This is a genomic window from Flavobacterium sp. RNTU_13 (assembly GCF_046614455.1).
In the GTDB taxonomy this organism is placed as follows: Bacteria; Bacteroidota; Bacteroidia; order Flavobacteriales; family Flavobacteriaceae; genus Flavobacterium.
Map to the genome: position 1 here is coordinate 44,283 of NZ_JBKJHB010000008.1, position 12,823 is coordinate 57,105.

Below are 12,823 nucleotides of genomic sequence, written 5' to 3' on the forward strand. Positions count from 1 at the left end.
ACAAACTATTATATAACGCATATACAATAGTATATGGGAAATCCGATTGTTATATTAACCGGAAACGTAATACCTAAAGCCATGGGGAGGTAAATGCCGGGGTTGGCTTGTGGCAACGCTATTTTCATAGCGGCAGGTACAGCTATGTAGGATGCGCTTGCTGCCAGTATGGAAAATATGAATCGGTTAGACACGTCATCGGTTACAAAATGACTTAAAAATGCCACCACACATCCGTTTAAAAGCGGCACCAATAGCCCAAATGCAAACGGATACCAGCCACGGTGAAAAAGATCTGATAGCTTTTTACCGCTTACAATGCCCATATCTAACAGAAAAATTGCCAGGAAACCTTTAAAAATATCATTAGTAAACGGTTTTATACCTTCCGCCTGCGCTGTACTGGTAAAGTACCCTACTACAAGGCTACCCATAATTAATAATACGCTGCCGTTAGTAACCGAGTGGCGCAGTATTTCTTTATTATGTCCTTTATTGCTTTGATTGCCATACAGCGAAAAAAGCAGTAAGCCTGCAATTATAGCCGGCGACTCCATTAGCGCCATTACAGCAACCATATAGCCGTTAAACTGCATACCTTTTAACTCTAAATAATTAGTGGCGGTAACAAAGGTTACTGCGCTCACACTGCCGTAAGCCGCCGCTACTGCAGCTGCATCGTATACATTAAACTTTTTCTTTAAAATAAAAAACGTATACACCGGTATTACAGCGGCAAGCAAAACGCCAAATAATAGGCAGTACAATATGTTTACACTCAGGGTTTCATGCGATAACTCCTGCCCGCCTTTAAAACCGATACATAACAACAGGTATAGCGATATAAATTTTGATGAACTGGGTGGTATTTCTAAATCGCTTTTTAAATATACCGAAAGTATCCCCAGTACAAAAAACAGTAACGAAGGGTTTTTAAGATTTTCAAGCAGTAATGATAAATCCATTCTTTTTATTTTACAGAGCTGAAGCTCTTTTTAGACGATCGTTTATGGCGTTTCCTATTGCTGTGTGGGGCATTGGAGCAGTAATTATAACATCGAGCCCCAGGCTGTCCAGGTAATGAAGTGATGCGTAAAGATTTTTGGCTGCTTCATCTTCATTGGCAGCTGATGACAACGCCAGGCTTATTACCACGTTTGTTGATTTTATATCATCGGCAACGGAAAAAGACAAAACGCCTACTTTTTTACCCTGTTGTTTTTCAACACAGTCTGCCAAATTACCAGTGCAAAAAACCAGTGGAGTGCGCGGCGCATAATGTCGTTTTAACATACCCGGTGCACTACTGGTGCTTGTTGTTTTATTATAAAATGTCACCGGGCCGGTAATTTTCTCAATATCAGTAAGGCGGGCACCTCCCTGCCGGTATACTACACACTTGCCTTCTTCAAAGCCTATAATGGTAGATTCTAACCCTACACTGCAAGCACCACCTTCAAGAATATAGCCGAGCTTACCATTAAAATAATTAAATACATGTGCCGATGTTGTAGGGCTTATACTGCAAAATGGGTTAGCACTGGGTGCCGCCAACGGCACCTGGCATCTTTGTAACAATTCTAAAGCTACCGGATGAGCAGGCATGCGTAGGCCTACCCTGTTTAGCCCGGAGGTAATGGTGTGAGAAACTACATCTTTTTTGGGCAACAGCAACGTTAGCGGCCCCGGCCAAAAGGCATCCATAAGCTCATACGCTACATCAGGCACGTTAGTACACAAATCCTGTACCTGTTCTTTGCGGCCTATATGAACAATAAGGGGACTGGTTTGTGGCCTGCCTTTTATTTTAAAAATATCTTTAAGGGCGCTTTCATTAAATATAGACGCTGCCAGCCCGTACACGGTTTCGGTAGGTATGGCTACCACATTACCAAGAAGTATATCCTGCGCCGCAAGGGCTATGTCTGAAATAATTTTAGTTTCTTTCATGGGTTACACACATCGCAAAATTGTGGTTCTTCCTTTTGTTTACCATAAGGGTACGGTGTTTCCTGTGTATAATTACACTTAATACAGGTTGCAGTATGTACTAAAGCAGATTTTGTAGGGAATCCGCAGGCACCGCATGGTAAACCCGGCCTGTAGCCAGTGACACTAAAGCCCGGGCTGCTACAAACCGGACAACTACACAATGCTTTTTTTACCAGCTTTTCTACGGCTTTTTCTATAACCCGCATACGTGTAGGATTATACAGGGCACGCATATCTGTTTCTAAGTAAGCGCCGCCGTAATCCTGCACAAAGCGGGAAAATATGCTGTAAGCGGTGTAATAGTCGGTTATACCTTTTTCTACAGCGGTAAAACCATCTTCTTTATCTTTAAACACAACACCATGCGACGGAAAGCCCACCTGTTCTAAAAACGCATTTAAGTCGGTACGGGAGCTTATAAATTTTCCATTAAAATTGGTATCGCAACTTATTTCCCTGGCTACAATTTCAATATCGTAACGAGTATCTAATAACATAACAACTTCATCGTCTGCATGGGCAAAAAACATAGCAGGATGCGGGCCAAACGACCCTTCACTGGCTATGGCAAAATCAGTATTATACTGCTGCATACCCATAAGGCACTTTTGCCTTAGTACGGCAAGCACATCCTTATCGCGTTCTACTTCGCCTGTAAAAGTTCCCAAGGTATCTGTGTTTACATTATGCGCTACAGTGCAGCTAACACCAAGGTTTTTTTCAAGCAAAGGAGCAATAACGCGCTCCTTTGCATGATTGGTGACTATCAAAAGATTCCGGTTACGAAACATCCTTCAAATGAATTATGGCGCTCAGCGTTATAGTTGTTTCCGGCGTAAGCCCTTTAAAATATGCCGTTAACATTTTTCGCTCTTCAGAGAGCTCTGCCATACGCTTTAATGAGGCACTGTCCTTTACACCTTTTTTTATCTCACTCCTAAAGTTTTCCTTAGCATGAAAATTTATCTTATAGTCTAGTAAGCCCAGCAAAATCTCTTTTGCTTCGGCTACGGGGTAGGTGCCGTCTATCAGTTTTACTGTTTCCATATCCCTTATTATTTTATGGAGGATTTATTGCCCCTGCCCTAAAGAGTACGCATCTACCCCGTTAAATGTGTACAGGTTTTCGGTCTTCACGATGTCTATACCGGCTTTTTGTGCGGCAGACAGCAACAGGATTATATCATTTTTATCAATAGCCTTACCGGTAGTTACGTGCTTAAACCTGCAACGCCAGTGGTCTGTGCAAAACGTTTCAGAGAAACCTTCGGGCCATACTTTTATACCACGGTTAGTAATCATGGTAAGCACCACGTCCGGAAACTGTATGGTTTTCATAGCTTCTGCGAGTACATCCGGGTTTGTGCCCTGCCAGTGTACAAAAAGATCTACCCCTACCAGTTCTTTGTGCGCCGGCTCCCTGCGTTTGTAAGGCGGAATAATAATCTGCTTATCATGCTCGTAGTGTACACTTTGCAGCGTATCCGGTTTTTTACCCAGGTTGCTTATTACCGCATCGGCAAACTCGTCTGTACCCACCAGCCTGGTGCTTGTACCATCTTTGTATAAATCATAGGTATGTATACCCTCTTCTATTGTCTTTAGCCATGCGTTTTGCACCTTTTCAGCTATTTCCGACTGCCCTATGTGGGTAAGCATCATTATAGCCCCCTGAAGCAAGCCCGAAGGGTTGGCAACATTTTGGCCTGCACGGCGCGGTGCCGAACCATGAATTGCCTCAAACATGGCACATTCTTCGCCTATGTTAGACGAGCCTGCTAAACCTACAGAACCGGTAATCTGCGCAGCTACATCTGAAAGTACATCACCATAAAGGTTTGGCATTACAATAACATCAAAAGCCTCCGGTGTGTCGGCCATTTTTGCAGCGCCTATGTCTATAATCCAGTGCTCGTTTTCAATTTCCGGATATTCGGCTGCAATTTCATCAAATACTTTATGGAACAATCCGTCGGTTTGTTTCATAATGTTATCCTTTGTAAAGCAGGTTACTTTTTTTCTGCCGTATTGTTTTGCGTATTCAAACGCATAGCGTACAATTTTTTCGCACCCCGGGCGGCTAATCAGTTTAAGGCACTGTACCACCTCATCAGTTTGTTGGTGCTCTATACCAGCATAAAGGTCTTCTTCATTTTCCCTAATAATTACAATATCCATTTTAGGATGCTTGGTTTGCACAAACGGATGCAGGCTGGTACATGGTCTTACGTTTGCATAGAGGCCTAAAAACTTACGCGTGGTTACGTTAAGGCTTTTGTAGCCACCGCCTTGTGGAGTGGTAATCGGTGCCTTTAAAAACACTTTGTTTCTGCGTATGGTATCCCAAGATTCTTTAGCGATACCGGCGGTGTTACCGCTTAGATACACCTTTTCGCCTACCTCTATTTCTTCAATTTTAATTTGGGCTCCTGCCGCAAGTATAATTTTTAACGTGGCATCCATTATTTCAGGGCCTATGCCATCGCCCTTTGCTACTGTTATTGTTTTCATGTTGAAAAATGATTGTTTATCTGAGGCAAATCTATAACGGGTTTTTTATAAATTTTTATTTATATTTGAAATCTAAAACATAAAAATATTTTATGAAATACACCCTTAACCAGCTTCAGATATTTTTAAAAGTAGCAGAGACAGAAAGCATTACAAAAGCTGCAGACGAACTGCATCTTACCCAGCCGGCAGTTTCTATACAGCTAAGAAATTTTCAGGCCCAGTTTGACATCGCCCTGACTGAGGCTATAGGGAGAAAAATTTACATTACCCCTTTCGGGAAAGAAATTGCAAAAGCCGCCGAAACTATTATAGAGCAAGTGTATGCCATAAACTACAAGTCGGCTTTATACAAAGGGCAAATAGCCGGAAGGCTAAAAATAGCTGTAGTTTCTACCGGTAAATATGTAATGCCGTACTTTCTATCAGAATTTTTGGCACTAAATCCGGCCGTAGAACTTACTATGGACGTAACCAATAAACGAAACGTTATAGAAAGCCTGGCCAATAACGAAGTTGATTTTTCGCTGGTATCTGTACTGCCGCCAAAAATGGATATTGAAAAGATAGACTTACTTAAAAACAAACTCTACCTTGTGGGCAACCAGGCAAAGGCTTTTGACACCAATGCACCTAAAGAAGTGTTTAAAAATTTGCCGCTTATAGTACGTGAGGAAGGCTCTGGTACGCGGCAAACCATGCTGGAGTACCTTAACCGAAATGATATTAGCTATCTTAAAAAGATGGAGTTAACCTCTAACGAAGCCGTTAAGCAAGCCATAATTGCGGGGATGGGATATTCTATAATGCCGCTAATAGGTATTAAAAACGAACTGTTTAATAACGACCTCCATATATTGCCCGTAAAAGGTCTGCCAATAACTACCATGTGGAGCCTGATTTGGCTAAAAGGAAAACAGCACTCTACCGTTGCCGCCGCGTATATTGATTATTTGGAAAATTTTAAAAACAAAATGGTAGGCAGTACATTTAAATGGTACGAACAGTTTTAGTGATTAAAAAGTGGTACTAACTACGTGCATTTTACGTGCGGTTTATACGCCGAAATATAGAAATGACGGTTATAACGTGTACGTTTTGCAATAATGGGAATGTCATAAAATAGAAAAACCCTCAGTAATACTGAGGGTTTAGGGTGGTGATCGCGACAGGATTCGAACCTGTGACCGCCTGCTTAGAAGGCAGGTGCTCTATCCAGCTGAGCTACGCGACCGTACCGAAATTATTTCAAAAAAAAAATCCCGCTTCTCACAAAGCGGGATGCTGTGGTCGGGGTGGCAGGATTCGAACCTGCGACCTCCTGGTCCCAAACCAGGCGCGATGACCGGGCTACGCTACACCCCGAAAAGAGCGGAGAGACAGGGATTCGAACCCTGGCAACGCTTGCGCGTTGACAGATTAGCAATCTGCTCCGTTACCACTCCGGCACCTCTCCTGCACTAAGCTTGCAAATCGTGATTGTTACATCTTTTTTGCGGTTGCAAATGTAGGGCAAACAACTACATATTTCCAAGTATTTTCTAAGTTTTTTTTCAATTTATTTTGCAAAATATCCAAAGTGATTAACAATCAATGTTATGCAAACGAAAAAAAATTACTTAATACACTTTAAATTTTCAATAAAATAGCGATCCGGCTTGTAAGTTTGCTTCATCGTCTCACTTTTTAGCTCAGTGTTTATAGGGTAATCCTTCATTTCACCCGAGTATTTTACCCGTATAAAAGATATGGGAGCCGACTCTAAATCTTCAAAAGATCCTTTGATAAACAAAAACGGCACCGAAAGCGTGCGTATGTTTACCTGTTCTTTATCATCGTAAATCATAATAGAGCATTGGTCTTCGCCCGCATATACAAGTGTCACAATTTTATTGTTTGCAAGTTGTATGTACACCCTGGAATCTTTATCAAAACAATACATTTTAGAAAAGTCCTTAGACTTGCCCAATAACTGGAAATTTAAAATAGGCACATCCTGGCTGTTAGACAGCGAAAAAAACAAAAATTCAGATGAACCCCCAAAAGCGTATTCATGCATTAAATACTCCGGTGTTGTGCGCAGCTCCTGGCCCGGGGTTTTATCTTCTACAGAAAATTTGCAATCAGCTTGTTGCGCTAAAACTGCGCTTCCGTATAACAGGCATCCGAGAAGGGACAAACGGGTAAAAATAGTTTTCAAAGTAAGTGTGGTTTAATTAACTGTGCCAAATATAACCAAATATAGTTTAAAGGCTGATTAATAGTATATGCCGTATTTTTCACCAAAATTGTTTAGTTTTAATCTTTAGTTTACACCATTATGAAGAAATTTATACTCCCCCTGTTAGCAGCCGGCGCATTAGCCGCGTTGTATGGTTTTAATGACACCCCGGCTTACAGCGCGCCGAAATACAACATTATGGCAGAAAAAACACCCGCAGAAAACTACGCCAACTACTGTAGCGGATGCCACGGCGAAAAAATGGATGCTTTTACAGACCGCCAGTGGAAACACGGCAGTAGCGTAAAAGACCTTATGGTGAGCATAAAGAAAGGCTGGATAGATGAAGGCATGCCGGCATTTGATAAAACCTTTACAGATAAAGAAATAAGCGAGCTTGCCGAATATATTAAAAAAGGCATACAAAATGTAGAAGCCTTTAACTTTGATACCGAACCTATTACGGGAACTTTTAAAAGTGAACAGCTTACCGTTACCCTTGATACCATAATTACAAAGACAGATGTAGTGTGGGGTATGGCATTTTTACCCGACGGCAGCCTTATAGCAACTGAACGTGGCGGCACTATGTATAAAATAAACAATAAGAAGAAAACCGAAATAAGTGGCGTACCAGAAGTACTGAGCGAAGGACAGGGTGGATTGCTGGACGTGGCCGTAAGCCCCACTTTTTCGGCAGATAACACATTGTTTTTTTCGTATTCAAAACCAAAAAAAGAAAACGGCAAAACACTGGCTACTACAGCAGTTATGTCTGCAAAACTAGAAGGAACTAAGCTTACCGGCCAAAAGATAATTTTTGAAGCGCTGCCTTACGCCCCTACCCGCCATCATTATGGTAGCAGGCTGGTGTTTGATAAGCAGGGGCATCTATACATTTCGGTAGGCGAACGCGGTAATGAAAATCAAAATCCGCAAACGCTGGAAAACAACCAGCTGGGCAAAATACACCGTATTAACACGGACGGCAGTATCCCGACAGATAATCCGTTTAAAGATAAAAGCGGAAAACCCACCACCATATACTGCTATGGCAACAGAAACCCGCAAAGCCTTGCCTTTAACCCATGGACTGGCGACCTTTGGGAAACCGAACACGGACCGCGCGGTGGCGACGAAATAAACATTATACAACCGGGAAATAATTATGGATGGCCCGTTACCAGTTACGGTATTAACTATAATGGGACTACAATAACAAACAAGACAACAGCCCCGGGAATAACCGACCCTGTTACCTACTGGATTCCCAGCATAGCACCATCGGGCATGGCGTTTGTAAACAGCGATGTATATAAGCCGTGGAAAGGTGCATTGGTGGTGGGCTCTCTTCGTTTTAAATACTTAAACCTCTGCTACATTAAAGATAATAAAGTGGTAAAACAAGAAAAACTGCTTAAAAATATAGGCCGTGTACGCGACGTTCGCGTAGGCCCCGATGGATATATATACGTGGCTGTAGAAAAACCAGCATCTGCCATATACAGGCTTATTCCGGCAAAATAATTTTTTAATGTATCAATGTATCAATTTAAATACCCACTTATTGATACATTGATACATTGATACATTGATACATTGATACATTGATATATTGAAACATTGAAACATGATTATTTCAAAAAAAATTTAACCGGCGCATTGCCGGTTAAAAAATATTACTTTACTTTGCAATTCAAAGTACTTTAATTATGAACGATTATTTAAAGGACATACAAGATATAAAAAAGATGATGGACCGCTCTACGCAGTTTATATCATTAAGCGGAATTTCTGGAGTACTAGCAGGTATATATGCCCTTGCTGGAGCCTACGCTGCAAGACAGATAACCGGAGACAGCTACCCGTATATCACCCTTGAAAGCGTTGAATTTAAACAATGCCTGGGCATAATGGCAGCTGTGCTGGTATTATCGGTAGGTACTGCGCTTATAATGTCGGCATCCAAAGCTAAAAAGCAAGGTACCAGCCTAATAAACAGTACCTCGTTACGATTGTTGGCAAACTTTGCTATTCCGCTTGTTACCGGTGGCATTTTCGCATTACTTTTGGTCAATGCCCACCATTATGGCCTTGTAGCACCTGTAACGCTTATATTCTACGGTTTAGCCTGTGTAAATGCCAGTAAATATACACTACGCGATGTGCGATACCTGGGTATTACCGTTATAATAATAGGGCTGGCAGCTACCTATGCGGTGGGCTACGGACTTGAATTTTGGGCACTGGGTTTTGGGGTATGCCACATACTCTACGGCAGCATAATGTATTACAAATACGACCGTAAACAATAGTTTTGAAAAACATTTTACAGCATATTAACAAGGCATTTGACCACCGTATACGGTTGGGAATTATGAGCATACTTATGGTAAATGAGTATGCCGACTTTAATACGCTTAAAGAACTCCTGGGTGTTACAGACGGTAACCTTGCCAGCCACGCCAAAGCCCTTGAAACCGAAGGCTATATTACAATAGAAAAACAATTTATAGGCAAAAAGCCAAACACAAAGTATATAGCCACCCCAGCCGGAAGAAAGGCGTTTAGGGACCATATAGATGCGCTTGAAAAACTGATACAAAAAAGCTGATATTTTTTTAATCATTAACTTTGAAATACAAAGTACTTTAAAAACAAAAAATATGAATTCTACTTTAAAATTTATGGTAATACGAAATATGAAGCGCTACCTGCCGCTGCTACTTATTGCCCTGTTTAGCATGGTTTTACTGCTCATAAGGGTAAAGATAACTCAAAGTGCTTACTACATGTTTCTTATATGGAATTTGTTCCTCGCCGCATTGCCGCTGCTTGCAAGTATTGTATTACAAAGCTCTAAACGCATTAGCGGGCATACATACTTATTTTATATACTATTAGCTACATGGCTCTTCTTGCTGCCAAATGCCCCTTACCTGGTAACAGACCTGGTTCACTTTAGGCGTGAAAACAGCGTACCGTTCTGGTTAGACTTGCTGATCCTCGGGTCTTTCAGCATTTCCGGATTTCTTTTTGGACTCGCTTCAATGAAAAATGTTTATAACGTACTCCTCAACCAGTGGACACGGACGATGGCTAATATTTTTATGATAACTGTTTGTCTGTTAAGCGGTATGGGTATATACATAGGTCGTGTAATGCGCTACAACAGTTGGGATATATTAACCCGCCCTATGACTTTACTAAAAGATATTTTTATAACCATGACAAGTTCAGACACCTATCCTGCCGCACTAGGCATAACCTTAGGGTTTGGACTGTTACAGTTTCTTTTGTTTGATTTATATACGACTTCTGAAAAGTAAAAAAAATTTATAAAACTACTTTGAATTTCAAAGTAAAAACAGCACTTATGAATACCCTTAAAAATAAACTTGAGGCCGTAAAACGCCAGTTTGACCGCAATGCACAACGCCTTACGGCACACAACCTGCTTACCTATCCTGAGGGCACTTTGGGCCACCAGCTGGGCAATTTCCTCCTGATACAGAACTACGGACAAAACACCTATGCCAGCCGCGAAGACATCCTTCAGATGCTTGTAACCGGTAATACGGTTACCCTTACAGACGAAATAGCATTGCAGTATTACCTGTTTGGCAACGGTTGCATTAGGTTAAGGGTCCTCTTAGCCATGGGCATAGGTTTGGCTATAAGGCCGCACAGGCTACGTCACTTTTACAACATGTATAAAAAAGGAACCACTGCCCTAAGATTTTACGACATAGACCATTTACGGCTGTTACACCAGCCGATAAACCGAGTTAAAGAAACCTTCATGATACTGTAACCATGAAGCGACTTAGCAAACCAACCGCGATTATGTGACTGCCCGTAGTGGTATGGGCAGCTACATTTATCTACTGCGTCTACCTTTATTTTGCCGTAAAAAATTCCCCTTCAGCCTACTGTGCCGAGTACATAATGGGTATAGGCCATGTTGTAGCAATTTTTATAAATATAGTCACATTTACGTTTACGCTGATTATGATGTCTGTTTATCCTGAAAAGCAAAATGCGCTGTTTTACAGGCTGTTGTTATTGCTTACAAACTTTGTAACCGCAGCTGTATTATCCACCCTGATTAGCATACAAAACCCTTGTTTATAACCACTTAAATATAATTCTATGAAACATATATTGCAGTTTTTTAGCCCCTTAGATTTCGATGGGCTGGATGTAAAACACATACCGGTTTCGGTAGAAAAGTTTCTAAAGCAACCCTTATTTCTGGCAGGTATAACCTTTAGTATAATGACGCTTTTTTTTATTACAGATCTAGTAATTAAACGTCAGTGGCTAATAACGCTTGGAATAATGCAGGCAATTGTAACGCTGCTTATTACCGTTTTTAATGTTGTACTTGTTTTAACCGCAGTACAAATAAGCCTTAACTATCCGTATGTAAGGACGTTGGTTTTTAAAAAGACCTCTATCCTTTTCCTTAACATACCTCTTGCCATACTATATCTCTACATTATTAATTCAATAATATTTTAACCTTTAATACTATGGAAACAAATAATCAATCTCATCAGCCACAAGGCTTTATGGAAAGCATCACTGCACGTGTAATTATGGTGGGAGTGCTAACGCTGATACTGTTGATCCCGCTGCAATTTGTAAAGAGCCTAATTTGGGAACGCGAAGCGCTTCAAGACAATGTTAAAAAAGAAATCAACGGGCAGTACGGTGGCGAGGTTTACCTGTACGGACCGATATTAAAAATCCCCTATCTCAGTGCGGGCCAGATAGCTTACGCGTATTATTTCCCTGAAACACTGAACATAAAATCTGATGTAAAAACAGAGGAAAAAAACAGAAATGTTTATAAAACCACTGTTTTTAAGAGCGTTATACAATGTAATGGTTATTACAAGCCTATAATGCAGCACAAACAGGAAATAGACCCGCAAATACTACAGTGGGATAAAGCAACCATACTGGTTACCACTAAAAACCTTAAAACCATTAAAGGAGCATTTTCCATAAGCATTAACGGTAGAAGCTATCCGTTTGAGCCTACAGTAAAAGAACCTGGAACTATGGCATTTGAAAGCCTTGAAACACAGCCTATTTCCATAAATCCAAATGCATCTTTACAATATTCTATAAACGTTAATTATGATGGTTCTGAGCGTATTAGCGTAATACCTATAGGCAAGCTAACGGATATAAAAATGAAATCAGACTGGGCAGATCCTAAATTTACCGGAAACTTCCTTCCTGTTTCTAAACAAATAGATACCAGCGGCTTTGCTGCAAACTGGAAGGTATCACACCTAAACAGGCCGTTTGTACAGCAGTATTTTGGCAGCTTGCCAGACCTTAAAGCATATGCCTTAACCACAGAGTTCCTCATAAAAAACAATGAGTATCAGCAAAATGAGCGTACGGCTAAGTACGGTTTCCTGGTAATAGGATTAACGTTTTTAGTATTCTTCCTAATCCAGACGATAAGCAAAATTTTTATACATATATTTCAGTATACCATGATAGGATTGGCGCTCATAATGTTCTATACCTTACTGGTTTCCATTACAGAACACAGTAGTTTTAACCTTGCCTACAGCATAGCAGGCACGGCAGTAGTCAGCATGATTACCCTGTACACGGCAGCCGTGTTAAAAAACAGGAAACTCACACTGCTTGTAGGCGCATCTCTCGCCACGCTGTATACATTTATATACGTGATTATCAAACTAGAAGACTACGCACTACTTGCCGGAAGCATTGGCCTGTTTGCAATACTCGCCGCCGTAATGTACTTCTCAAGGAAGATTGAATGGCAACCCATACAATAGAGTCTAGATATAAAAAAGGCTACCTACCGTTTTAGGTAGCCTTTAAATTTATAAAACGGCATCAGCTAATTTTTGTCCGCTTTTCAGTGGGAAAAAAACACCCAAAAATACTACACAAAAATTTAAGAAATTTCTCTCTAAAAAGCCATGTATATTGGTTTACAGTGCTGATTCTTCCACATTTTAATGTGTTTTCACAAAAACAAGAAACTGCAAACATTTGATAATCAAAAACTGTAAAAAAAGAGATTTTCGTTAAACGGTCTACTAT

14 protein-coding genes and 3 tRNA genes are annotated in these 12,823 nt (G+C 40.8%); 8 read left to right on the forward strand and 9 right to left on the reverse strand.

What is annotated here, in order from left to right; all coding sequences use genetic code 11:
• Positions 1-8 precede the first annotated feature (8 nt).
• Genes ACLI08_RS15630 through ACLI08_RS15650 form a run of 5 tightly spaced genes read right to left on the reverse strand, consistent with a single transcriptional unit; the run spans position 9 to position 4,503 of the window.
• On the reverse strand, positions 9-965 hold the full coding sequence (locus ACLI08_RS15630; protein ID WP_411429444.1) for a sodium-dependent bicarbonate transport family permease: 957 nt from the start codon (positions 963-965) through the stop codon (positions 9-11).
• Positions 966-975: 10 nt separating this feature from the next.
• Positions 976-1,950 carry an L-threonylcarbamoyladenylate synthase gene (locus ACLI08_RS15635; protein ID WP_411429445.1) on the reverse strand — a complete coding sequence of 325 codons (975 nt, stop codon included), beginning with the start codon at positions 1,948-1,950 and terminating at the stop codon, positions 976-978.
• Positions 1,947-2,762 (reverse strand): DUF6671 family protein, encoded by an 816-nt coding sequence (locus ACLI08_RS15640; RefSeq protein WP_411429446.1) that lies wholly within the window; start codon positions 2,760-2,762, stop codon positions 1,947-1,949. Before ACLI08_RS15640 ends, ACLI08_RS15635 begins: the two co-directional genes overlap by 4 nt.
• A 10-nt stretch (positions 2,763-2,772) precedes the next feature.
• Positions 2,773-3,039: a hypothetical protein gene (locus tag ACLI08_RS15645; RefSeq protein WP_411429447.1), complete on the reverse strand. Its 267-nt coding sequence runs from the start codon at positions 3,037-3,039 to the stop codon at positions 2,773-2,775.
• A gap of 24 nt (positions 3,040-3,063) precedes the next feature.
• Positions 3,064-4,503, reverse strand: coding sequence for an NADP-dependent isocitrate dehydrogenase (locus ACLI08_RS15650; RefSeq protein WP_411429448.1), 1,440 nt, complete (start codon positions 4,501-4,503; stop codon positions 3,064-3,066).
• A 92-nt stretch (positions 4,504-4,595) separates the two neighbouring features.
• Here ACLI08_RS15650 and ACLI08_RS15655 point away from each other — a divergent pair, with 92 nt between their 5' ends.
• A complete protein-coding gene (locus ACLI08_RS15655; RefSeq protein WP_411429449.1) occupies positions 4,596-5,516 on the forward strand; it encodes a LysR family transcriptional regulator in 921 nt (306 codons plus the stop codon).
• Between the two features lie 144 nt (positions 5,517-5,660).
• On the opposite strand, the gene ACLI08_RS15660 is transcribed toward ACLI08_RS15655, so the two are convergent.
• The 4 genes from ACLI08_RS15660 to ACLI08_RS15675 all read right to left on the reverse strand — a co-directional run bounded on the left by ACLI08_RS15660 (position 5,661) and on the right by ACLI08_RS15675 (position 6,703).
• A tRNA-Arg gene (locus tag ACLI08_RS15660) sits at positions 5,661-5,737 on the reverse strand.
• A gap of 53 nt (positions 5,738-5,790) precedes the next feature.
• A tRNA-Pro gene (locus ACLI08_RS15665) sits at positions 5,791-5,868 on the reverse strand.
• Positions 5,869-5,875: 7 nt separating this feature from the next.
• A tRNA-Ser gene (locus ACLI08_RS15670) sits at positions 5,876-5,959 on the reverse strand.
• 159 nt (positions 5,960-6,118) lie between these two features.
• Positions 6,119-6,703 carry a hypothetical protein gene (locus tag ACLI08_RS15675; RefSeq protein ID WP_411429450.1) on the reverse strand — a complete coding sequence of 195 codons (585 nt, stop codon included), beginning with the start codon at positions 6,701-6,703 and terminating at the stop codon, positions 6,119-6,121.
• Between the two features lie 120 nt (positions 6,704-6,823).
• Between ACLI08_RS15675 and ACLI08_RS15680 the strand changes: the two genes are divergently transcribed.
• The 7 genes from ACLI08_RS15680 to creD all read left to right on the forward strand — a co-directional run bounded on the left by ACLI08_RS15680 (position 6,824) and on the right by creD (position 12,552).
• Positions 6,824-8,251, forward strand: coding sequence for a PQQ-dependent sugar dehydrogenase (locus ACLI08_RS15680; RefSeq protein ID WP_411429451.1), 1,428 nt, complete (start codon positions 6,824-6,826; stop codon positions 8,249-8,251).
• Positions 8,252-8,436: 185 nt separating this feature from the next.
• A complete protein-coding gene (locus tag ACLI08_RS15685; RefSeq protein ID WP_411429452.1) occupies positions 8,437-9,039 on the forward strand; it encodes a hypothetical protein in 603 nt (200 codons plus the stop codon).
• Positions 9,040-9,041: 2 nt separating this feature from the next.
• The gene (locus tag ACLI08_RS15690) at positions 9,042-9,338 is read left to right on the forward strand and encodes a winged helix-turn-helix domain-containing protein (protein ID WP_411429453.1); all 297 of its coding nucleotides are present in this window, start codon (positions 9,042-9,044) and stop codon (positions 9,336-9,338) included.
• Positions 9,339-9,390: 52 nt separating this feature from the next.
• Positions 9,391-10,053, forward strand: coding sequence for a DUF1361 domain-containing protein (locus ACLI08_RS15695; RefSeq protein ID WP_411429454.1), 663 nt, complete (start codon positions 9,391-9,393; stop codon positions 10,051-10,053).
• Positions 10,054-10,100: 47 nt separating this feature from the next.
• Positions 10,101-10,538 carry a hypothetical protein gene (locus ACLI08_RS15700; protein ID WP_411429455.1) on the forward strand — a complete coding sequence of 146 codons (438 nt, stop codon included), beginning with the start codon at positions 10,101-10,103 and terminating at the stop codon, positions 10,536-10,538.
• A gap of 338 nt (positions 10,539-10,876) precedes the next feature.
• Complete coding sequence (locus tag ACLI08_RS15705) at positions 10,877-11,248, forward strand: hypothetical protein (protein WP_411429456.1); 372 nt, start codon at positions 10,877-10,879, stop codon at positions 11,246-11,248.
• A gap of 11 nt (positions 11,249-11,259) precedes the next feature.
• Positions 11,260-12,552, forward strand: a complete 1,293-nt coding sequence (gene creD / locus ACLI08_RS15710) for a cell envelope integrity protein CreD (protein ID WP_411429457.1) — start codon at positions 11,260-11,262, stop codon at positions 12,550-12,552.
• Positions 12,553-12,823 lie beyond the last annotated feature (271 nt).